Source organism: Thermomonas sp., assembly GCF_029945965.1.
Lineage (GTDB): Bacteria > Pseudomonadota > Gammaproteobacteria > Xanthomonadales > Xanthomonadaceae > Thermomonas.
Genome location: NZ_JAQSDO010000005.1, coordinates 1 through 22201, shown reverse-complemented (window position 1 = coordinate 22201; position 22201 = coordinate 1). Strand labels below are relative to the sequence as shown.

At 64.0% G+C, this 22201-nt stretch carries 21 protein-coding genes and 1 other RNA gene; 14 read left to right on the top strand and 8 right to left on the bottom strand.

Annotated elements, in window-relative coordinates; translation table 11 throughout:
* Positions 1–20: 20 nt before the first annotated feature.
* From recG to PSV05_RS01030, 6 genes are all read right to left on the bottom strand, one after another.
* Positions 21–2129: an ATP-dependent DNA helicase RecG gene (gene recG / locus PSV05_RS01055; protein WP_300060194.1), complete on the bottom strand. Its 2109-nt coding sequence runs from the start codon at positions 2127–2129 to the stop codon at positions 21–23.
* Between the two features lie 4 nt (positions 2130–2133).
* Positions 2134–2517: a RidA family protein gene (locus tag PSV05_RS01050; RefSeq protein WP_300060191.1), complete on the bottom strand. Its 384-nt coding sequence runs from the start codon at positions 2515–2517 to the stop codon at positions 2134–2136.
* 41 nt (positions 2518–2558) lie between these two features.
* On the bottom strand, positions 2559–4742 hold the full coding sequence (locus tag PSV05_RS01045) for a bifunctional (p)ppGpp synthetase/guanosine-3',5'-bis(diphosphate) 3'-pyrophosphohydrolase (RefSeq protein WP_300060189.1): 2184 nt from the start codon (positions 4740–4742) through the stop codon (positions 2559–2561).
* A gap of 101 nt (positions 4743–4843) precedes the next feature.
* Positions 4844–5143: a DNA-directed RNA polymerase subunit omega gene (rpoZ, locus tag PSV05_RS01040; RefSeq protein WP_300060186.1), complete on the bottom strand. Its 300-nt coding sequence runs from the start codon at positions 5141–5143 to the stop codon at positions 4844–4846.
* Between the two features lie 108 nt (positions 5144–5251).
* A complete protein-coding gene (gene gmk, locus PSV05_RS01035; RefSeq protein ID WP_300060183.1) occupies positions 5252–5878 on the bottom strand; it encodes a guanylate kinase in 627 nt (208 codons plus the stop codon).
* 18 nt (positions 5879–5896) lie between these two features.
* Positions 5897–6745 carry a YicC/YloC family endoribonuclease gene (locus PSV05_RS01030; protein ID WP_300060180.1) on the bottom strand — a complete coding sequence of 283 codons (849 nt, stop codon included), beginning with the start codon at positions 6743–6745 and terminating at the stop codon, positions 5897–5899.
* Between the two features lie 96 nt (positions 6746–6841).
* Here PSV05_RS01030 and rph point away from each other — a divergent pair, with 96 nt between their 5' ends.
* From rph to pepQ, 6 genes are all read left to right on the top strand, one after another.
* Positions 6842–7570, top strand: a complete 729-nt coding sequence (gene rph, locus PSV05_RS01025; RefSeq protein ID WP_300060178.1) for a ribonuclease PH — start codon at positions 6842–6844, stop codon at positions 7568–7570.
* Positions 7567–8157 carry an RdgB/HAM1 family non-canonical purine NTP pyrophosphatase gene (rdgB, locus tag PSV05_RS01020; RefSeq protein ID WP_300060175.1) on the top strand — a complete coding sequence of 197 codons (591 nt, stop codon included), beginning with the start codon at positions 7567–7569 and terminating at the stop codon, positions 8155–8157. The genes rph and rdgB overlap by 4 nt, the downstream gene beginning before the upstream one ends.
* A 91-nt stretch (positions 8158–8248) precedes the next feature.
* On the top strand, positions 8249–9415 hold the full coding sequence (gene hemW / locus PSV05_RS01015) for a radical SAM family heme chaperone HemW (protein WP_300060172.1): 1167 nt from the start codon (positions 8249–8251) through the stop codon (positions 9413–9415).
* Between the two features lie 71 nt (positions 9416–9486).
* Positions 9487–11757 carry a DUF1631 family protein gene (locus PSV05_RS01010; protein WP_300060170.1) on the top strand — a complete coding sequence of 757 codons (2271 nt, stop codon included), beginning with the start codon at positions 9487–9489 and terminating at the stop codon, positions 11755–11757.
* Complete coding sequence (locus PSV05_RS01005) at positions 11750–12082, top strand: PilZ domain-containing protein (protein WP_300060167.1); 333 nt, start codon at positions 11750–11752, stop codon at positions 12080–12082. Before PSV05_RS01010 ends, PSV05_RS01005 begins: the two co-directional genes overlap by 8 nt.
* 70 nt (positions 12083–12152) lie before the next feature.
* The gene (pepQ, locus tag PSV05_RS01000) at positions 12153–13472 is read left to right on the top strand and encodes a Xaa-Pro dipeptidase (RefSeq protein WP_300060164.1); all 1320 of its coding nucleotides are present in this window, start codon (positions 12153–12155) and stop codon (positions 13470–13472) included.
* 23 nt (positions 13473–13495) lie between these two features.
* On the opposite strand, the gene PSV05_RS00995 is transcribed toward pepQ, so the two are convergent.
* Both PSV05_RS00995 and PSV05_RS00990 read right to left on the bottom strand, forming a co-directional pair.
* Positions 13496–14818 (bottom strand): aminopeptidase P N-terminal domain-containing protein, encoded by a 1323-nt coding sequence (locus PSV05_RS00995; protein ID WP_300060328.1) that lies wholly within the window; start codon positions 14816–14818, stop codon positions 13496–13498.
* A gap of 1 nt (position 14819) precedes the next feature.
* Positions 14820–15365 carry a UPF0149 family protein gene (locus PSV05_RS00990; RefSeq protein ID WP_300060161.1) on the bottom strand — a complete coding sequence of 182 codons (546 nt, stop codon included), beginning with the start codon at positions 15363–15365 and terminating at the stop codon, positions 14820–14822.
* Between the two features lie 236 nt (positions 15366–15601).
* Between PSV05_RS00990 and PSV05_RS00985 the strand changes: the two genes are divergently transcribed.
* From PSV05_RS00985 to PSV05_RS00950, 8 genes are all read left to right on the top strand, one after another.
* A complete protein-coding gene (locus PSV05_RS00985; protein ID WP_300060158.1) occupies positions 15602–17806 on the top strand; it encodes an EAL domain-containing protein in 2205 nt (734 codons plus the stop codon).
* Positions 17807–17837: 31 nt separating this feature from the next.
* Positions 17838–18059, top strand: coding sequence for a TIGR02449 family protein (locus PSV05_RS00980; RefSeq protein WP_300060155.1), 222 nt, complete (start codon positions 17838–17840; stop codon positions 18057–18059).
* Positions 18056–18370: a cell division protein ZapA gene (locus PSV05_RS00975; protein ID WP_300060152.1), complete on the top strand. Its 315-nt coding sequence runs from the start codon at positions 18056–18058 to the stop codon at positions 18368–18370. Before PSV05_RS00980 ends, PSV05_RS00975 begins: the two co-directional genes overlap by 4 nt.
* Positions 18371–18443: 73 nt before the next feature.
* Positions 18444–18627: non-coding RNA, 6S RNA (gene ssrS / locus PSV05_RS00970), on the top strand.
* 24 nt (positions 18628–18651) lie between these two features.
* Positions 18652–19245 carry a 5-formyltetrahydrofolate cyclo-ligase gene (locus PSV05_RS00965; RefSeq protein ID WP_300060149.1) on the top strand — a complete coding sequence of 198 codons (594 nt, stop codon included), beginning with the start codon at positions 18652–18654 and terminating at the stop codon, positions 19243–19245.
* Positions 19246–19255: 10 nt separating this feature from the next.
* A complete protein-coding gene (locus tag PSV05_RS00960) occupies positions 19256–19738 on the top strand; it encodes an EVE domain-containing protein (RefSeq protein WP_300060146.1) in 483 nt (160 codons plus the stop codon).
* A 17-nt stretch (positions 19739–19755) separates the two neighbouring features.
* Positions 19756–20403 carry a ribose-5-phosphate isomerase RpiA gene (gene rpiA, locus PSV05_RS00955; RefSeq protein ID WP_300060143.1) on the top strand — a complete coding sequence of 216 codons (648 nt, stop codon included), beginning with the start codon at positions 19756–19758 and terminating at the stop codon, positions 20401–20403.
* A gap of 128 nt (positions 20404–20531) precedes the next feature.
* Entirely contained in the window at positions 20532–21977 is a 1446-nt protein-coding gene (locus tag PSV05_RS00950) for a hypothetical protein (RefSeq protein WP_300060140.1), read from the top strand.
* Positions 21978–22201 lie beyond the last annotated feature (224 nt).

Genomic DNA, 22201 nt, shown 5'->3' with positions numbered 1-22201 from the left:
CGATGCGACATGCGGATGCCTCATGCCGACGCGTAACGCGCGGCGCCGCCCACCCAGCGCATGACGATCCGTTCGGCGATGTCAGGGGATTCGAGCAACAGCCGGTCCGCCAGCGCATGCACCTGCGGCAGCAGGTCGGCGTCACGCGCCAGGTCGGCGAGGCGGAAATTCGCGAGGCCGGTCTGGCGGGTGCCCAGCAATTCGCCGGGCCCGCGCAATTGCAGGTCCTTTTCGGCGATCTCGAACCCGTCATTCGTGCGCCGCAAGGTGTCCAGGCGCTCGCGCGCCATCGCCGACAGCGGCGCCTGGTAGAGCAACACGCAGCTCGAGGCCGCACTACCGCGGCCGACCCGTCCGCGCAGCTGGTGCAGCTGGGCCAGGCCCAGGCGCTCGGCATTCTCGATCACCATCAGCGACGCATTCGGCACGTCCACGCCCACTTCAATGACCGTGGTCGCCACCAGCAGGTCCAATTCGTTCTGCTTGAAGCCGCGCATCGTCGCCTGCTTTTCAGCCGCCTTCTGGCGACCATGCACCATGCCAATGCGCAGCTCCGGCAGGGCCAGTTGCAAGGCTTCGAAGGTGGACTGCGCGGCCTGCGCGACCACTTCGTCGGAATCATCGATCAGGGTGCAGACCCAGTACGCCTGCCGGCCTTCGGCGCAGGCAGCGCGGATGCGCTCGACCAACTCCGGGCGGCGCTCGGCGGCCAGCGCAATGGTGGTGACCGGAGTCCGGCCCGGCGGTAATTCGTCGATTGCCGAGACGTCAAGATCGGCATAGGCGCTCATTGCCAGCGTGCGCGGTATTGGTGTTGCAGTCATCACCAACTGATGCGGCAGGCCGTTACCTTCACGCCCCTTGTCGCGCAAGGCCAGGCGCTGGTGCACGCCGAAGCGATGCTGTTCATCGACGATGGCAAGCGCGAGATCGTGGAACGCGACGCTTTCCTGCATCAATGCGTGGGTGCCGACCACCACTTGCGCCGCACCGGAAGCCACGTCGGCCAGCGCCGCCACCCGTGCCTTGCCGGTGACCTTGCCGGCCAGCCAGCACACGCGCACACCGAGTGGTTCCAGCCATGCGCGCAGGTTGCCCAGGTGTTGTTCGGCCAGCAGCTCGGTCGGGGCCATCAGCGCGGCCTGGCGACCTTCCTCGACTGCCAGCAACGCGGCCATCGCCGCAACCACGGTCTTGCCGCTGCCCACGTCGCCCTGTACCAGTCGCAGCATCGGTCGCGGCAGTGCCAGGTCATCGCGCACCTGCGCGTATACACGCTGCTGGGCGGCTGTCAGCTTGAAGGGCAGTTGCTTGCGCAGGCGCTCTACCAGTCGCCCCTTGCCTGTGAGCGGCCGCGCGCCTTGCTGCTGCATGGCGATCCGTTGCCGGCGCAGGCTGAGTTGGTGAGCCAGCAGTTCTTCCAGCGCCAGCCGACGCTGGGCCGGATGCAGGCCGGTTTGCAACGCGCCGACATCGGCATCCGCGGGCGGCCGGTGCAGGGTCAGCAAGGCCTCACGCATACCGGGCAGGCGCAGTTGCGTCAGTGCGTCCGCAGGCAGCAGTTCCAGGCTGGCGGCATCCGGCAAATGTTCCAGCGCAAGCCCGATCAGCCGACGCAAGTTGGCGGAACCAATTCCCTCGATGTCCGGATACACCGGATCCAGTGCGTCGCCCAGCGCGTGCTTGCCATCGCCAAGAATCCGGTAACTGGGATGCACCATCTCCAGGCCGTGCTGGCCAGGTCGTGGCGTGCCATAGGCGCGCACCCGCACGCCGGGGCTGAACTGCGCGACCTGTTGTGCACGGAAATGGAAGAACCGCAGCACAAGCGTCGCGCGGGAGTCATCGCCCAACGCCACTCGCAGCATGGGCCGGTAGCGGAAACCACGCTCCACTGCCTCGACCCGCCCTTCCACCTGCACGGCGGTGCCCGCCTGCAGGCTACGAATTGGCACCAGTGCGGTGCGGTCCTCGTATTGGCGTGGAAGGTGCAGCCACAGGTCCTGCAGGGTCAGCAGCCCGCGTGCGGCGAGTTTTTCGGCCAGCACCGGCCCGACCCCAGGCAATGTGGTGATCGGGGTGGCGCCGGACGCACTCAGCGCCGGCGCAGGAGCTTTGCCGCGGGCCACCAACTCAGGGCAGGACGAGTACCGCATCCACCTCGAAATCCGCGCCCTTCGGCAACGCCGGAACTTCGATGGTGGAGCGTGCCGGGTATGGCGTCTGGAAGTACTCGGCCATCACCGCATTGACCGCGGTGAACTGTCCGAGGTCGGTCAGGTACAGCCCTACCCGGACGATGTCGTCCATTGAACCGCCCGCGGCTTCGCAAACGGCCTTGATGTTGTCGAACGCGCGGCGCGCCTGCACGCTGATATCACCCTCGACCAGCACCCCGGTGGCGGGATCCAGTGGGGTCTGTCCACTCAGGAAGACCAGGTTGCCGCTACGCACGGCTTGCGAATACGGTCCGATCGCAGCGGGAGCCAGTTCGGTATGGATGGGATTGCGGGGCATGGCAGGCTCACGGATGGAAACGGTGGCCCAGTGTAACGGCGCTACAACCGTTGCACTCCATGCACCACGCCCAGCCTTCTGATCCGCCGGATCACGTCGGCAAGATGCTTGCGACCCTGCACCTCGATCGAGAAGCGAATTGCAGCCACGCTATTGTCGCGCTCCAGGTATTCGACACGATCGATGTTCGATTCCGCATACGCGATCGCGGCGGCGATCTGTGCCAGCGAACCGGGGCGGTTGTCGACCTCGACCCGAAGCGCCGCATCGAAACCGCCGGAAACCTCGCGATCCCAGCCGATCTGCACCCAGCGCTCCGGTGATTTGCGGTACTCGGCCACGTTCGGGCATTCCAGCCGGTGGACGACAATGCCCTTGCCGGCACTGTGGTAGCCCATGATCTCGTCGCCCGGAATCGGCATGCAGCACTTTGCAAACGAAATGACGCCGCGCTCGGCACCGGTGATCAGGATGCGCTCCTGTGGTGCGCCACCACCCAGCTGCAGCATGTCAGCCGTCTCTTCCGTGGCGACATGTGCCAACACCCGCGCGACCTGCACGGGCATACGGTTGCCAAGTGCAATGTCCGCCAGCAGCTCTTCGAGGCGGGGGAAGCGGTTCTCCGCCAGATAAGTATCCAATCGTTCCGGCGGCAGGCGGTCGAGCGATGTGCCCTGGTTGCCGAGCGCGCGATCCAGCATCCGGTGCCCAAGCTGGACTGCATCCTCATGATCAAGGTGCTTGAGTTGGTGGCGGATCGCGGTGCGTGCCTTGCCCGACACCACGAACTCCAGCCATTGCGCCGCCGGCGAAGCAGACTTCGCGGTGATTACCTCGACCGTCTGTCCGCTGCTCAAGGTCGTGCGCAGCGGCGCCAGCTTCTTGTCCACCCGCGCGGCGACCGCATGGTTGCCGACATCGGTATGCACCGCATAGGCGAAATCCAGCGCCGTCGCATTGCGCGGCAAGGCGAGAATGTCGCCCTTTGGCGTGAACAGGTAGACCTCGTACGGGAACAGGTCGACCTTGACGTTCTCCAGGAACTCCAACGACGATCCCGTGCTGCGCTGGCTCTCGACAAGGTTGGCAATCCACGCGGACGCCCGGCTCTGCGCATTGCTGCCGGATTCGCCACCATGCTTGTAGGCCCAGTGCGCAGCCACGCCGCGTTCGGCCACCAGGTCCATCTCGCGGGTGCGGATCTGCACCTCGATCGGCGAGCCATACGGCCCGAACAACACCGTGTGCAGAGACTGGTAACCGTTGGCCTTTGGAATGGCGATGAAATCGCGGAAGCGCGCATCCAGCGGCTTGAATACCGAGTGCACCACGCCCAACGCGTGGTAGCAGTCCGGCACGCTGTCGACGATCACCCGATAGCCGAACATGTCCATGACCTGGTCGAAGCTGCGGTGTTCGGCGCGCATCTTGTCGTAGATGCTCCAGGGCGTCTTGATCCGCCCGATCAGCCGGTGCTCGAGCTTCTCCACTGCAAGCCGCTGTGCCAACTGCGCCTCGATCTGGGCCAGCGCCTCGCGGCGAACCAGCGGCTGCGAACGGATGCGCTTTTCGATCACCGCATGCCGCCAGGGGTGCAGCGCGCGGAACCCGAGGTCCTGCAGCTCGGCCTTGATCAGGTTCATGCCCAGCCGCTGCGCGATCGGCGCAAAGATCTCCAATGTCTCGATGGCGATGCGCCGACGCGCCTCCGCCGATTGCGCGCCGAGCGTGCGCATGTTGTGCAGGCGATCGGCCAGCTTGATCAGGATCACCCGCAAGTCGCGCGACATCGCCAGCAGCATCTTGCGGAAACTCTCCGCCGCCGCTTCCTGGCGATCGGCGAAGTGCAGCTTGTCCAGTTTGGTGACCCCGTCCACCAGATCGGCCACGGTCTCGCCGAACTGCGCGGCGATGTCCGCGCGCGTCAGCGGCGTGTCCTCGATGGTGTCGTGCAGGATCGCCGCGATCAGGGTTTCCACGTCGAGACCCTGGTCGGCCAGCACCTGCGCTACCGCCACGGGATGAGTGATGTAGGGCTCACCGGACTTGCGTAGCTGCCCCACGTGCGCTGCCGCACCCACCGCCCATGCCCGCCGCAACAACACGTGCTGCGGTTCCGGCAGGTAGTCGGCCGCCCGCTCCAGTGCCTGCACGTAGTCCGGCACCATGCCGTCATCGGGCATGGCATCAGACGGCAGGACTGGCGCGGGATCAGCGGGACTCATGCCGTCGAGCCTAACCGCGCCGTTGCGTGCCCGCAAACACAAATATGACTGAAACGAAAACGGCCCCGCAGGGCCGTTTCAAACATGATGCCGACGCGGGATCAGTCGTCGCTCTTCATGTCGTCATCGCCGGATACCACTTCGGCCGCAGCCCACTCCAGCGCCTCGCGCTCCTTGCGTGCGCGCTCGGCCTTCTCGACTGCGTCGATGTAACCGGTATCGATCGCGCGCGCGGCGATTTCGCGCAGGGCGAGCACGGTTGGCTTGTCGTTGGCTTCGCTGTTGTCCAGCTTGGACTCCACGCCACCGGCCAGCTGGCGCGCGCGCTTGGCGGCCATCATCACGAGTTCAAAGCGGTTGTCGACCACTTCCAGACAATCTTCGACGGTAATACGGGCCATGTGTGTCCTACGACCGGGCGGCCGCTTGAAGTGATCAGAAGGGGCGGAATTGTAGCTGCAGCCATCCCGCCACGCAAGGTGACGCCTTGAGAATCAGTCACTTAGGTTTCAGGAATTACCATCATCCGCCAGCAATGAGCTGATCAGGCGCGCATGCCGCGCCACCTGCGGATCCTTGCGCAGCCGGCTGGCACCGAAAATGCTGCACATCTCGCCAACCGCTGTGTCGAAGATTTCGTTGATGATCACGTAATCGAATTCGCCATAATGGCTCATCTCCTCACGTGCAGCTGCCAGCCGCCGCGTGATCACCGCCTCGCTGTCCTGACCCCGCTTGCGCATGCGCTCCTCCAGCGCCGCGCGCGAGGGTGGCAGGATGAACACACTGACCACGCCGGGCACACGTGCACGCACTTGTCGCGCGCCTTGCCAATCAATTTCCAGCAACACGTCGCGACCGGCCGAAAGCTGCGGATCCACCGATTGCCGCGCGGTGCCCTTCCAGTCGCCGTGCACCTTGGCATGCTCGAAGAAGTCGCCCGCCTCGACCATCGCCTCGAATTCGATGGCACTGATGAAGTTGTAGTGCTCCGCATGGCGCTCACCCGGACGCGGCTGGCGCGAGGTGAACGAGATCGACAGGCTGATGTTGCGGTCGCGCGCCAGCACCGCGTTGACGATGCTGGATTTTCCCGCGCCCGAGGGTGCCGCGACGATGTAGAGGGTTCCGCGCATGGCTAGTCGATGTTCCTGCTACTCAATGTTCTGGATCTGTTCGCGAATCTGGTCGATCAGCACCTTCAGCTCGACCGCAGCGTTGCTGGTGCGCGCATCGACCGACTTGCTGCCGAGTGTATTGGCTTCGCGATTGAACTCCTGCAACAGGAAATCCAGGCGCCGGCCAACCGGTTCAGACTGTTTCAGCACGCGGCGCAGTTCCGACAGGTGGCTGTCAAGGCGATCAAGTTCTTCATCCACGTCGAGCTTCTGCAGCCAGATCACCAATTCCTGCTCCAGCCTACCTGGGTCTGCCGGCTGCGACAGATCCGCCAGTCGTGTTTCCAGTTTCAGCCGCTGGCCGGCACGGATCTGCGGCACCAGGGTGCGCACCTCTGCGGCGATGCCGGCGATTGCTTCGGCACGTTCGCCGATCACCACGGCGAGCTTCCGGCCTTCACGTTCACGCGCGGCGATGAAGTCGTCCAGCACCGCATCGACCAAAGCCAATGCCTCACGCTGCAGGGCTTCGGCATCGACACCGCGCGATTGCAGCACGCCGGGGAACTGCAGCAGCTCGGTGAACTGCACGCGCAATTGCGGGAAGCGGGTGCCCAGGCGCTGGGCAAGGCTGCCGAGCTGCTCGACCACATCCTCGTCGACCTGCAATGCATTGCCCTCGCCTTGGCTACGCAGGCGCATTACGAGATCGAGCTTGCCACGCGAGACTCGTGCTGCCACCCGTTCGCGCAACAGCGGTTCGAACACGCGCAACTCGTCGGGTACGCGCAGGCCGAGTTCCAGGAAACGATGGTTGACCGCGCGCATTTCGCAGCCGAGCATGCCCCATTCGGTTGCGCGTTCGCCGGAGGCGAAGGCGGTCATGCTGCGGATCGGCATCAATGGTGTGGCCAGGACAGTGGAATGCGAATGGTAATCTAGCGCCCCGCCGATTGCCGGCAACATGTCCGGAAGGCTTGAATGACTATCTCCCGCCCCAGTGGCCGCGCCAACGATCAATTGCGCGATGTGGTGATCACGCGTGGTTTTACCCGCCACGCAGAGGGCTCGGTGCTGGTCGCTTTCGGCGACACCCGTGTGCTGTGCACGGCAAGCGTGGAGAACCGGGTGCCCGGCTTCCTGCGCGGCAAGGGCGAAGGCTGGGTCACTGCTGAATACGGCATGCTGCCGCGCGCCACCAATACCCGCAACGATCGCGAGGCCTCACGCGGCAAGCAGGGCGGGCGCACGCTGGAAATCCAGCGCTTGATCGGCCGTTCGCTGCGTGCCTGCGTGGATCGCAAGGCGCTTGGCGAGCGCACGATCACCCTGGACTGCGACGTGCTGCAGGCCGATGGCGGTACGCGTACGGCCGCGATCACCGGTGCCTATGTGGCGCTGGTCGATGCGGTGCGCTGGCTGCAGGCGCGCAAGGACATCAGCAAGAATCCGGTGATCGGCGCGATCGCGGCGATTTCGGTTGGCATCTATCGCGGCGTGCCGGTGCTCGATCTCGACTATGCCGAGGACAGTGACTGCGACACCGACATGAACGTGGTGATGAACGACGGTGGCGGCTTCATTGAAGTCCAGGGTACCGCCGAAGGCCATGCGTTCCGGCGCGATGAACTGGATGCGCTGCTGGTGCTGGCCGAAGGCGGCTGCCGCGATCTGTTCGCTGCACAACTGGCGGCACTGGCGCAAGCGTGAAGCTGGTCCTTGCCAGCAGCAATGTCGGCAAGCTTGCCGAGTTGCGCGACTTGCTCGGCGATGCATATGAGCTGCAAGCACAATCCGAGTTCGGCATCGGCGACGCCGATGAAACCGGGCTGAGTTTCGTCGAGAACGCGATCCTGAAGGCACGCCATGCTGCACAGGCAACCGGCCTGCCTGCACTGGGCGACGACTCCGGCCTGTGTGTCGATGCACTGGAGGGCGCACCTGGCCTGTACTCAGCGCGCTATGCCGGCAGCCACAGCGATGCCGAAGCCAATATCGACAAACTGCTGCGCGAACTGGATGGCATCGACGACGCCCGCCGGGCTGCACGCTTCGTTTGCGTGCTCGCGCTTGTTCGCACTGCAAACGACCCGCAACCGCTGATCGCTGAAGGCGTATGGGAAGGTTGCATCCTGCATTCGCGCCACGGTACCAATGGCTTCGGTTACGACCCGGTATTTTTCTCGCCCGCGCATGACTGCAGCGCTGCAGAACTCGATGCTGTTGTGAAGAACCGCGACAGCCATCGTGGCATCGCACTGGCGCAATTGAAGAAGCACATCACGGAGCTCATGTAGGAGCGCCCTTCAGGGCGCGATCTCCAAGGCGCGACCAACAATTCGCCGAGTCCCATTTCGCGCCCTGAAGGGCGCTCCTACAATAGTCGCCATGCTTAGCACCCCTCCTCTGTCCCTCTACGTCCACCTGCCCTGGTGCGTGCGCAAATGCCCCTATTGCGACTTCAACTCGCATGAGTTCAAGGGCGAAGGTGGACGTGGCGCGCTACCGTTCGATGCCTATGTCGATGCACTGATCGCCGACCTCGACCACGATCTGCCGCTGGTGTGGGGACGCACAGTGCAGACCGTGTTTTTCGGTGGCGGCACGCCGTCGCTGTTTCCGCCGGACGCCATCGACCGCTTCCTGCAACAAGCCAGTAGTCGCCTGCGCTTTGCCCCGAATGCGGAAATCACCTTGGAAACCAATCCCGGCACAGTCGAGCACGGCCCGTTCACGGGCTATCGCGCCGCTGGCGTGAACCGGCTGAGTTTCGGCGTGCAGAGTTTCGATGATGGGTGCCTGCAACGCCTCGGCCGCATCCATTCCAGCGACGATGCGCAGCGAGCAGTCAAGGCCGCGCAGGATGCCGGCCTGGACAACCTCAACATCGACCTGATGTACGCCCTGCCCGGGCAGACCCTGGCGATGGCGCTGGACGATGTCGAACGCGGCATTGCGCTGGCTCCGACTCATTTCAGTCATTACCAGCTGACCCTGGAGCCGAACACTGTGTTCGCGTCACGCCCACCAAGTGGCATCCCGGACGACGACGACGCCTGGGACATGCAGGAACAATGCCAGGCGCGGCTGGCGGATGCCGGCTACGCGCAATACGAAACCAGTGCCTACGCAAAGCCAGACCGCCAATGCACGCACAACCTCAATTACTGGCGATTCGGCGATTACCTCGGGATCGGCGCTGGCGCCCACGGCAAGCTCACACTCGGTGCCAGCCAGCAAGTCCTGCGCCGCTGGAAGCTCAAGCATCCAGCCGCCTACCTGGCCAATGCTGGCAGCGCGGCAGGCATCGGTGGTGATGAATTCCTGAGTGAGTCCCGCCTGCCATTCGACTTTATGCTCAATGCGTTGCGCCTGAACGAGGGCGTGCCGCTGACGATGTTCGAAGCGCGCACTGGCCTGCCACGAGCCGCCATCGCAGGCACGCTGGAAATAGCGCGCGAACGCGGCCTGCTGGAGGTGGATGAAGCATGGCTGCGCCCCACCGAACTCGGCCGCCGTTTTGCCAATGACGTGATTGGCCTGTTCCTGGCCTGAAACCCGTGCATTGAGGTCACAGGTCGACGCGCATACCATGGGTCGATTCGCCAACGCGTTAGGGGACGTTGATGGCTGCAGCCGGCACCGATCACCAGACTACTGCTCCACGGACGCTGGCCACTGCCATCCTGACGCCGCGCGTCAGGCGTGCGCTGGAAAACCAGTTGAAGACGGCGTTCTCCGACCTCGACCGCAAATTGCCGGTCGTGCTGATGGAAACCGACCTGCACCTGGGCCGCCAACGCGAACAGTCCTCCTTGCCGAAACTGCAGGTGGCGGCATTGGAATCCGCACGAATTCTGCGCATGGCCGAAGCCGGCTTGATCGCACGCTTCCTGCAGGAGCTTGAAGCGGGCCTCGCCAACCTCCACGCACCCCGAGACTCACGCCGGCTTGAGGACGTGACCGCACCCAGCCAAGGGCTGTCCCTGGTCGACGATTCCGAAACCAACGAAGGCGGCGTGCTGGCCAACATCGCGTTGCGCAGTGACTCCCGCAACAGCCTTGCGCTGCAACTGATGGGCTACCGCTACGGCGTGCTGGCGGGCGCCCCCGCCTTCGACGCGGAACACCTCCCGCTTGGCCCGCATGCGTTGTGCCATGCGCTGCGCAATGCCGCCCATGCAGCAGAACTGACTGCCGACGTGCGCCTGCTGTTGTACAAGCAGTTCGAGAAAGTCGTGATGCCGCATTTCCCGGCACTGCTGGATACGCTCAATGCGCACTTGGCAGAGGATGGCATCCTCCCGTATCTCAGCTTTGTACCGGTGCGCATGCGCCCGGTCACCGATGCGTCTGCAGAGGCCTCGCGTGCGGTGGACCAATCCGGCGGCCCTGTATTGCCAACCGGCTCCGGCGCTGGCAAGGCAATGCCGACAACGGCGTTCCAGAAAAGTCCCCAAGGGGCTACCCAGGCACCAACGGCCGCTGGAAGCGCCAAACCACCCATGGATGCCTTCGCCGTCCTGCAGGATCTGCTGGCGCGTCGGCGCGTACTGCTGGCGAAACTCCGCCCGGGTGGCAACGATGAGCGCGTGCGTGAGCCGCTTGCTCGCGATGAAGTGCTGGACGCGTTGCGCCGCATGCGAAGCAACGGTGCAAAGCCTGGCAGCCTGACCGAGATCCGGCAGACATTGCTGGCACAGGCACGCCAGATGCACGGGCATGGGGTCGCGCTGACCGATGCCGACAGCGACAGCTTCGAATTGTTCAACTTGTTCATGGCCCAGCTGCAGCGCGAGATGCGCGAGGGCCCGGGCAACGCGCTGATCGAACGCCTGAAACTCCCGCTTGTGCAGTTGGGCCTGCGTGAGCACAGGTTCTTCGTGGATGCCACCCACCCCGCCCGCATGCTGCTGGACGCGGTGTCGCTGGCCGGTGCGCAGTGGCTGGGCGACGACGACATGGATGCGCAATGGCTGGGGTTGCTGCAACGCGCAGTGGCCACGGTGCAGGAAGACCCCGAGGCCGCCCACGACACCTTCGTCACCGCCAACCATGCCTTGCAGGGCGGCCTGCTGGCGGCCGCGCGCAAGAATGAAATGGCCGAACGGCGGCAGGTCGAGGCTGCGCGGGGGCGCGAAAAGCTGAACCTCGCGCGGCAACGCGCCGCAAATGAAATCACCCGCCTGGTTGCCGGCCGCCCGCTTCCGCGTTTCCATGCCGTGCTGCTCGACCAGGCTTGGACGGACGTGTTGTCGCTGACGCTTCTGCGCAGTGGCGAGGACTCGGAGACCTGGCGCGAATTGAGTGATGCCACCGCCGCCATCGTGGAAGCCGGTACCACGGCTGGCCCCAGGACAATCGATGCGGCGTTCGTGAAGCGCCTGCAGGAGGTGCTGGGGCAAGTGGGCTATCACGCGGAGGACGCCAGCGCGATTGCGTGCCAGCTGGCGAATGGGCGCGCCGAGGATGACGACCTGGCGTCCCGTACCGAGCTCATCCACCAGCTCAAGGCGCGCGCGCGTCTGGGTGGAGACGATGCCCCACAGAAGGCCGCATCCCCTCCACGCACTAAATGGGAAGAGGAGGCATATGCGACGCTGGCAGGCCTGAGTTCGGCCTGTTGGCTGGACATCAACGACCCTGCCGAGGAACGCGCGGTCCGCCGCCGACTGGCATGGGTCAGCCAGCGCAGCGGACATGCCCTGATCCTGAACCGTCGTGGCCTGCGCGTAGCCAACGACGACCTAGACTCATTGGCGCGCAGGCTGGCAGCGGGCCAGTTACAGGTGATCGAAGCCGACACCCACCCTGCCGAACTTGCCTGGCAGTCGATTTTGGCCAACCTCACCCGCATCTCAGGCGATCAAAGCGCGAAGGAGGCCAGCCATGGGTAGGGAATCCCGTCGCATGCACCGGCGCGATGTCGCCGGCATGATCGATGTCATCGACACCATGACCGGTCAATCCATGGGCCACCTTGGCAACCTGTCGGTTGGCGGGATGTTGCTGATCGCCAGCGTGCCGCTCACCGAAGATGCGTTGTACCAGTGCCGCTTCGTGCTGCCGGACAGCGATGAAGGCAGCATCGAGGTCGGCGCGCATGTGTTGTGGTTCGACGATGCCAGCGCCCCCGGGCAGTCATGGGCTGGCGTGCGCTTCCTGGGGCTGGATCCGGATACCACCCGCCGCCTGCGCATATGGTGCCAGCCCAAGCAGTAGTCGCGGCATCGTCACTGCGAAACTCGTTGGAATCCGTCAAAGTCGGGGTTTGCCTCCCGGGAGATGCCCCATGAACAGCCCAGCACTGGCGAGCCTGTACGCCCAACACCTCGATGCGCTGCATGCGCGCACGGCAGTTGCGCTGCAGCGCGGCGGCTTCGAGCACCTGCTGATTCCCAGCGGAACCCTGCTCTACCAGGTATTCGACGACCGCGACTATCCCTACGCGGTGAACCCGCAATTCAAAGCCTGGCTGCCGGTTACCCGTGCACCTGGTAGCTGGCTGGTAATTACCCCGGGCCAGCGGCCGAAACTGCTGTTCATGCAGCCACACGATTATTGGCACGTGGTGCCGGAAGCACCCAGCGGCTACTGGGTCGAGCATTTCGACATCATTGTCATCCGCACGCCCGACGAAGCCCTGCAGCACCTGCCAAAGGACACCGCGCGCTGCGCAATCCTGGGCGAAGCGCAAAGCGCCATTGGCAGCTACGTCCCGAACAATCCGCAGCCGGTGCTGGACTATCTGGACTATCAGCGCGCGTTCAAGACCGCGTACGAAATCGAGATGATGCGGCAGGCCCAGCGCATCGGCGTACGCGCCCATCGCGCCGCCGAGCGTGCGTTCCGCGCCGGTTCCAGCGAGTTCGGCATCCACTTGGCCTATTGCCAGGCTGCAGGCCAGGACGCCAATGACCTGCCCTACGGCAACATCATCGCGCTCAATGAACATGGCGCCGTGCTGCACTACACCGACCGCGACCGGGTGCCGCCAAATCAGGCACGCAGTTTCCTGATCGATGCCGGTGCCAGTTTCGGTGGCTATGCCTGCGACATCACCCGCACTTACTCGGCGCAGGAAGACGAATTCGCCGCGATGATCCGAGCGGTCGATGCCGCCCAACTCAAGATGTGCGCCTCGGTGCGCGCCGGCTTCGACTACAAGCAACTGCACCTGGATGCGCACCTGGCATTGGCCGGCGTGCTGAAGGATTTCGGCGTCATCATGGTGTCCGCGGAAACCGCCGTCGAAACCGGCGTCTCCAGCGCTTTCTTCCCGCATGGCATCGGCCATGGAATCGGCCTGCAAGTACACGATGTGGGCGGTTTCGCCGCCAGCGATAGCGGCGGCACGATCGACAAGCCTGAGGGCCATCCCTACCTGCGCCTGACCCGGGTATTGCAGCCGGGCATGGTGGTCACCATTGAACCGGGCCTCTACTTCATCGACATGCTGCTGGGCGAAATCAAGCAGAAAGGCCTCGGCGACAGCGTGGACTGGGCGCGGGTGGAGACATTCAAGCCATACGGCGGCATCCGCATCGAGGACGAAGTGGCCTGCACCGATGGCGAAGCGCTCAACCTCACTCGTGAGGCGTTCGCGGCGTAGGCGAAATCAGCGGTGGCAGCGGTTCAACCCGCTGCCATCAATGCCTCGACCTGGTCGGCACTGCGCTCCAGTGCATCGGTCAGCACGCGATGGCCGTTGGTGGTGACAAGCACGTCATCCTCGATGCGGATGCCAATGCCGCGCCATTTCGCCGCCACGCTGGTGTCGCCGGGCGCGACATACAGGCCGGGTTCTATCGTGAACACCATGCCCGGCTCGAGCAGGCGCGACTGGCCTTCGATGCGGTATTCGCCGACATCGTGCACGTCCAGGCCCAGCCAGTGCCCGGTCTTGTGGCGGTAGAAGCGCTTGTAATCGCCAGCGGCGATCGCAGGTTTCAAGCGCCCCTTCAACAGACCAAGCGATAGCAGGCCGTCGGTCAGGGTTTCCACTGCAGCCGCGTGCCCAGCTTCATACGCCATACCGGGCCGCGCTTGCGCCAATGCAGCCGCCTGCGCGGCGCACACCAGATCATGCAGGGCGCGTTGCTCTTTGCTGAAGCGGCCATTGACCGGGAAACTGCGGGTGATGTCGGAGGCGTAATTACGGTATTCGGCACCGGCATCGATCAGCACCAGCTCGCCATCACGCAACTTCGCGCTGTTGGCGCGGTAGTGCAGCACGCAGGCATTGGCGCCGGCACCGACGATGCTGGAATACGCCGGCTGCGCGTCGTGCATGCGGAACACGCGCTCGACTTCAGCCTGTAATTCGTATTCGTGGATGCCAGCACGCGCGGCGTGCATGGCGGCGCGGTGCGCCAGCACGCTGATGTCGGCGGCGCGCTGCATCAGCTTCAATTCGCCGGCCGACTTGAACAGGCGCATTTCGTCCAGCACATGGCCCAGCGCCAGGAATTCGTAAGGCAGCTGCGCGCCTTGCCGCACCTGCGCACGGACGCGATTGAGCCAACCGATCAGCTTGAGGTCGAACTCCGCATCACGGCCCAGGTGGTAATGCACCCGCGCGCGACCTTCCAGCAGGCCAGGCAGGATGTCGTCGATGTCGCCGATCGGATAAGCATCGTCGATGCCCAGCACCTCGACCGCGCCCTCCGGTCCCAGCTGCGGACCATCCCAGGCTTCGCGCTCGGGGTCGCGCTCACGGCAGAACAGGATCGACTCGCCATGCTTGCGGCCGGGCACGAGTACCAGCACCGCATCGGGTTCGACGAAGCCGGACAAGTACCAGAAGTCGGAATCCTGCCGGTATGGGTAATAGGTATCGCGGCTGCGGATGCGCTCGGGTGCGGCCGACAGGATCAGGATCGCACCATCACCTGCCGCCTGCATCAGCTGCCGGCGGCGACGCGACAGCACGCGACGTTCGGCCACTGTCACGCCCATTTCAATGCAGGCGTTGGCGGTGGCGCGGGCCGAGCGTGCAATCGGCATGTAACAGCAGCACCGCCATCCGCAGGTATTCCTCGATCTCGGCCAGCGACTCCTCGTCGCCTTCCGGATCCACGTCATCCACCCGCGCCGCGGCCAGGTTGGCGATGTCGCTCAGCGCTTCCTCGCCTTCCTCGGACAGCTTCTTGTCGGCAACCGCCAAGCCGAAACCACCCAGGAACGCGCGGCACCAGTCGAACATCGCGCCAGCACGCTCGGTGACCGGCACGTTCTCGTCAGGCAACAGCAACTGGAAGCCGAAGTCGGTATCGCCCAACTGCGACACGCTGGCGCCGCGCAGGCAATCCAGGACGTCGCCCTGCATCGGGGCGGGCAATGAATCGTCGGCCATCACCAGTGCCGGCCATGCCGTCACGTCCGTGCCACCGGCTGCCAGCCAACCGCATAGCGCACCATGCAATTCCGCGGGGGTGCTGGCCAATGACAACCGATCCGCGGCACTGGCGACATCGGTCCAACCCGGCAAATCGGTCTCGCTCACGCGGTTGCTCTCGTTGCGGGAAGCACAAGTGTAGCAACCAGGCACCTCACGGATCGCGTGCTGACCCCCATTAATAGTTGTGAGCCCCATGCCTGCATGCCTACACTGGCCCGATGCCCCGTCGTTTTCCCCCGAGCGCTGGTTGTCCGGCTGCCCATCCCTGCGTTCGCAAACCGGGGCTGGCGGGCATTGGACTGGCGGCGCCTGTGTCGCAGGCGGCCCTGCCATTGCCTCTCTTGCAAACCATCGCCCTGCTGGCTGCACTGCTGGTGCTGTTGATGGCCGGCCTGTTGCTGGCTGGTCATCGACGTCGTGAGCAGGAACAACGCGAGCACCTGCGTGCACTGCGTGAGCGCGAACAGCGCTTGCGACTGTCGCTTTGGGCATCCAATGAACTGTATTGGCAGTACGACCTGGAACGCCACGAACTGGAAAGCACCCAGATTGAACCCGGCCGCAGTGACGATCTCAACCTCAGCATCAATCTGGATACCGACCATCAGATCCATCCTGATGACCTGCCCCTGGTGATCAAGCGACTTCAGCAGTACCTCCGCGGCGATGCGCCGATGTTCCTGTCCGAACACCGCATCCGGGACGAGCAAGGCGAATGGCAATGGATGCGCGCCCGTGGCCGCGCGGTGGCGCGAAATGATGCAGGCCGGATCACCCGGATCGCTGGCACCGCACGCAACGTCACCTTCGGCCGCGAGCAGGAACGCGAACGCCGCATCGCCGCCGAAGTCATGCACGACATGGCCGAAGCAGTGGTGGTGGTGGACGATGCATTCCAGTTCGTGACGGTCAATCCGGCATTCACCCGGATCAGCGGCTACGAAGCACCCGACGTGGTCGGCAAGGACGCCGGCATCCTCAACAGCGAGCAGCACGACTCCGCATTTTACGAGCAGTCGCGCCTGACGATCTCGCAACAGGGCCATTGGACCGGCGAGATGTGGCAGAAGCGCAAGGATGGCAACGAATATCTGTGCGCGATGCAGGTCCACGCGATCCAGGAACCGGTGACCCAGCGGCGGATGTTCGTGGTGGTGGCCTCGGACATTACCGACCGCCGCCGGATCGAGCAGGAACTGCGCTACCTGGCCAATTACGACACCCTCACCAACCTGCCGAACCGTACCCTGCTTGCCGAGCGCCTGTCGCGGGCGATCGTGCGCGCACGCCGCCAGGGCACCTGCGTCGCATTGCTGTTCCTCGATCTGGACCGTTTCAAGGACATCAACGACACCCTGGGCCACGCTACCGGCGACCGCATGCTGCGAATGGCCGCGCAACGCCTGCAGCAGGCGACGGGCGCCTCGCATACGGTAGCCAGGATCGGTGGCGACGAGTTCACCGTGCTGCTGGAGGACCTGGCGCATGGTGACGAGGCCGAATTGTGCGCGCAGCGCGTGATCGATGCCTTCGACGAGCCCTTCCTGCTCGATGATCGACAGGAAATCGTGGTCACCCCGTCGATTGGCATCAGCCTGTATCCCGAACATGCGCAGGTGCCGACCGACCTGCTCAAGCATGCCGACACCGCGATGTACCAAGCCAAGGCTGCCGGCCGGCATACCTTCATGCGCTACACCGAGGCCATGGACAGCCACACTCGCCGGCGCGCCGGCCTGCTCACGGCGCTGCGCCGTGTGGAGGAACGCGACGAGTTGCGCCTGCTCTACCAGCCACAAATGAGCCTGGCCGACGGCGGCATCCATCGGGTCGAGGCCTTGTTGCGCTGGGACAGCATCGAGCATGGCGAAGTGATGCCCGCCCAGTTCATTCCGCTGGCCGAGGAAAGCGGAATGATCGTCGCCATCGGCGAATGGGTGCTGCGCGAAGCCTGCAACACGCTTGCAGACTGGCATCGCGCCGGATTCCATGACATGACCATGGCAGTCAACGTCTCGGCGGTGCAATTGCTGCGCAGCGACCTGCCGCGAACAGTGGAGCGCATCCTGCGCGAAACCGGCGTGGATGCCCGCCACCTGGAGATCGAGATCACCGAAAGCGTGTTGATGGCCAATGCCGAACTCGCCGCGGAACGCTTGCAAACCTTCCGCAAGCTCGGGGTCTCGATCGCGGTGGACGACTTCGGTACCGGTTATTCCTCGCTGGCCTACCTGCGCCGGCTGCCGATCACTACCCTGAAGATCGACAAGGCGTTCATCGACGACCTTGGTGGCCCCAATGACAGCGAGGACGCTGCGATCACCACCACAGTGATCGCGATGGCGCATTCGCTGGGCCTGGACGTAGTCGCCGAAGGCGTGGAAACCGCCGAACAGCTGGCCTTCCTGCGCCAGCATGGCTGCGATGTGGTGCAGGGTTATTGGCTCGCGCGCCCACTGCAAGCCGACGTTTGCATGCAATTCGTGCGCGACTGGCCGGAGCGATATGCCTCTATCGCCGTCGAGACAGTCTCCACAGTGCCTTGACCCTGTCGGATCGGCTGCCTATCGTGCAGGGATGGACAAGCGCGACTTGATCGGCGAACTGCGGCAACTGCTGGCACGCATCGATGCGCTGGCCATGCAATTGCAACGCAGCCAGGAAGAAAACCGCAGCCTGCGCCAGCAGCATGAGCAAATGGCGGGCGAACGCGCGCAATTGCTGGCCAAGCAGGAACAGGCACGCACACGGGTCGAAGCGATGATCGGCCGACTCAAGTCGCTGGAGCAGCACACGTGAGCACCAGTGAGTCAGGCAAGAGCGAACCGGTCACCATCCGCATCCTGGATCGTGAATACACGGTCGGCGTCAGCGAGGTCGAGCGCGCCAGTCTGACCGCCGCCGCCCGCATGCTCGACACCCGCATGCGCGAACTGCGTGGTACCAACAAGATGGTGTCGCCCGACCGCCTTGCTGTACTCACCGCATTGAACCTGGCCCACGAATTGCAACAGCTACGCGACGATGCCGGCAGCCACGATGGCGATGCCTTCAGGTTGCTCGACGAAGCCAACGCGAAGCTCGACGCATTGCTGCCCGCTACGTCCTGAACCAGTCATGCCGACATCGGATTGCAACCGACAAACGGCCGTCGCTCCCAGCACCCCCGCGCTATACTGACCACGTCCTCTGCTGTGTGCGACGGCGTGTGCAAACATTCGCCTTGTCCCTTAATTACGACTACGGGGGCGCATTGGAGTCCAGGAGTGCATGTCCGCCTTGAGCGGGAAGCCCAAAGGCCGCCACGCGTTCCCACTTGAACCCCGGGTTCAAGGTCGTTTCGCATGCATCGCCACGGCGGAGACATTTCTTTCGTCTCGGTGTGAACCGCGTGAATCCACCGCCTGATCGCCGCGCACTGCGCACCTCGCTGCGCGAGTGCAGGCGCGCACTACCTGCCTCCATCCGTATTGCCGCCGCCGAATCGTTGGCGGAGCGGCTACTGACTTTGCCATTCATGCCCACAAGCGGTTTTGTCGCCGGTTACTGGGCGGTGGATGGCGAGATCGGCCTGCATGCCTGGCAACTACGCCTGCCACCCACACTGGACTATTGCCTGCCCGTGCTGCACCAAGACGGTCGCTTGCGCTTCGCGCCTTGGAAGGCTGGCGGCGCCTTGGTCACCAATCGCCATGGCATTCCCGAACCTGATGTCGAGGCCGACACATTGCTGGAACCCGAACGGATGTCCCTGGTGGTGCTGCCGCTGGCGGGGTTCGATGCACGCTGCCACCGGCTCGGCATGGGCGGCGGCTGGTACGATCGCAGCTTCGCATTCCGCCAATCGCAACCGGCGCCGCCGTGGTTGGTAGGCGCCGCGTTCGCTATCCAGCAGCTTGACCATGTGGAGTCCCAGGACTGGGACGTGACGCTGGATGCCGTGTGCTGCGAGAACGCAACCCACATCGCCAAGGCCACTGCATGAGCACCGTCCCATGACCACACCGGGTTCCAGGAAAAAGCGTCATTACTGGCTGATGAAGTCCGAGCCGGATGGATTTTCCATTGATGACCTGAAACGCGTCGGCACCGAACCTTGGAACGGCGTGCGCAACTACCAGGCGCGCAATTTCATGCGCCAGATGCAACCGGGCGATGGGGTGTTCTTCTACCACTCCAACTGCAAGGTACCGGGCATTGTGGGTCTCGCCCAGGTCGCCAGCGTGGCGTATCCGGACCCGACCCAGTTCGATCCGAAGTCGGACTACTTCGACCCCAAGAGCACGCACGAGGAACCGCGCTGGTCACTGGTCGACGTGTCCCATGAGCGCACGCTCAAGCGGACGATCCCACTTGATGAGATCAAGCAACATGCCGATGCGCTGGGCGATGGCTTCGCCCTGACCCAACGCGGTTCGCGCCTGTCCGTGCTGCCGGTGACCGCCGCGCAGTGGAAATTGCTGCTGTCCCTGGAATGAGACCTCTGGAATATGTCATGAGTGAAGCAAAGAAACGCGCTGCGGAGAAAGCCCTCGACTATGTCGAGGACGGCATGATCGTCGGTGTCGGCACTGGTTCCACGGTCGCGTATTTCATCGATGCGCTGGCGGCATGGAAAGATCGCATCGCAGGCGCCGTGTCCAGTTCCGAACAAAGCACCGCACGCCTGCTGTCACATGGTATCGAAGTGCTAGACCTCAACAACGCCGGCAGGTTGTCGCTATACGTGGATGGCGCCGACGAAGTCGACCCGCGCAAATGCCTCATCAAAGGCGGTGGCGCGGCATTGACCCGCGAGAAGGTCATCGCCGAAGCCAGCGAGCGCTTCGTCTGCATCATCGACCCAAGCAAGCGCGTGGACGTGCTGGGCAAGTTCCCGTTGCCTATCGAAGTAGTACCAATGGCGCGCAGCCTGGTCGCCCGTGAGATCCTGCGCCTGACCGGTGGCCAGCCAGTATGGCGCGACGGCGTGGTCACCGACAACGGTAACGTGATCCTGGACTTACACAACCTGCGCATCACGGAACCCCTGGTGCTGGAGCGTGAGTTGAACCAGGTCCCAGGTGTGGTCAGCGTGGGTCTGTTCGCCCGCCGGCCAGCTGACATCGTCATTATTGGTGGGGAACCGCTGCTGGTGTTGTAGCCGGCACATCCATTGGTCTCTGTTGGCGAGACTCGGGTTTGGCATCGTTAGTCGAATCGTGAAATTCGCGCGCTCTGTTGCGACGCGACCGATCGATACTGCCTACCCATGCGTGGAGTACCGCGCCCGTGACCCTACGCTGCCTGTTCATCGACTTCGATTCGTTCTTTGCTTCGGTGGAGCAACACGACGCGCCGCATTTGCGTGGGCGTCCGGTCGCGGTGATCCCGGTCGCCAGTGACGCCACCTGCTGCATCGCAGCCAGCAAGGAAGCCAAGCTGCAAGGCGTCAAGACCGGCACCGGCGTGCGCGAGGCGGCGGAGCGCATCCCCGACATCGTGTTCCAGTTGGCACGGCCGGCACGCTACGTGCAGATCCACCATCAATTCCTGGATGCCATCCAGCAATGCATCCCGCACGGAGCCGCCGGCTCGATCGACGAAGTACCGTGCTGGCTGATTGGCCGCGAACGCCAGCGCGACAATGCGATCGCCATCGCCAGGTCAATCAAGCAGAAACTCGTCGATGTCGGCATCGGCCCCAGCATGACCTGCTCGATTGGCATCGCGCCCAACAAATTCCTGGCCAAGACCGGATCGGACATGAACAAGCCGGACGGGCTGACCGTGATCGAGCAGGCCGACTTGCCAGGCGCCCTGCACGGACTGGACCTGCGTGACCTGTGCGGGATCGGCCCATCGATGGAGCAGCGGCTGCGCAATGCCGGCATACAAACCGTGCAGCAACTCTGTGCGAGCACGCGCAAACAGCTACGTCGTGCCTGGGGCAGCATCGAAGGCGAGCGCTTCTGGTTGCAATTGCAGGGTTTCGACCTGCCCGAGCGTGAAACAAGACGCAGCTCGATCGGCCATTCGCATGTGCTCGGACCCGAGTTGCGCAACTTCGCCAGCATGCGTTCGGTGCTCTTCAAGCTGCTAGCCAAGGCCGCGATGCGGCTGCGCGACGAGGAATTTCTCGCGGCCGGTATGGCGATCCGGGTGCGCTTCGTCGGCATGGAGGCCCGCTTCGACCGTGACCTGCGTTTCGCGCCACTGGATGACACGCCAGCTTTACTTCAGATCTTAGGCCGGAACTTGGAGGTATTGGCACGCGACACCGAGAGTGGCCGCTGGCAGGTTCGTCGGCATCCACCCCTCTCGGTTGCCATCACCCTGACCAGACTGGAACCGCGGAGCACCGTGTGCGGTCAGCTCATGGATGAACGTCTTCGGTCGAAGGCCGCCAGCGTCCTGCTGGACCGGGTCAATCGTAAATACGGGAACAACACGCTGTACATGGGTGCGATGGCCGACGCGGTGTCGCGGAATGCCGCACCAATGCGGATTCCGTTCCAGCACGTACCCGAGCTCGCGTTGGAAGAAGAGACCGCACTGCATTGCCTGGAACAAACACCCACGACTGCAGCGGATTTACTGCAGGTGCGAATGAACCAGTTCAGGGTGCTAGCCGAGAAAACCCATCGCGAACGCACCATCAAGCATAAGTCTGCAGGCGCAGGCAGCTGGGAAACAGCAAAGCAACTTATGAAATCCCCGCAGCGATCCTTGTTCTGAGGTATCCGGCAGCGGCAGTCGTGGTAACTGTTATGACTAAACAACGAACCCCCAGACCTGATGGTCTGGGGGTTTGTTTGGGATAAAGCCCCTGGCGATGACCTGTTGCGGGTCGCGCTGCGCGCAAAGAAAAACCCCGCCTCAGACGAGACGGGGTTTTGGATAAAAACCCTGGCGATGACCTGTTGCGGGTCGCGCTGCGCGCAAAGAAAAACCCCGCCTCA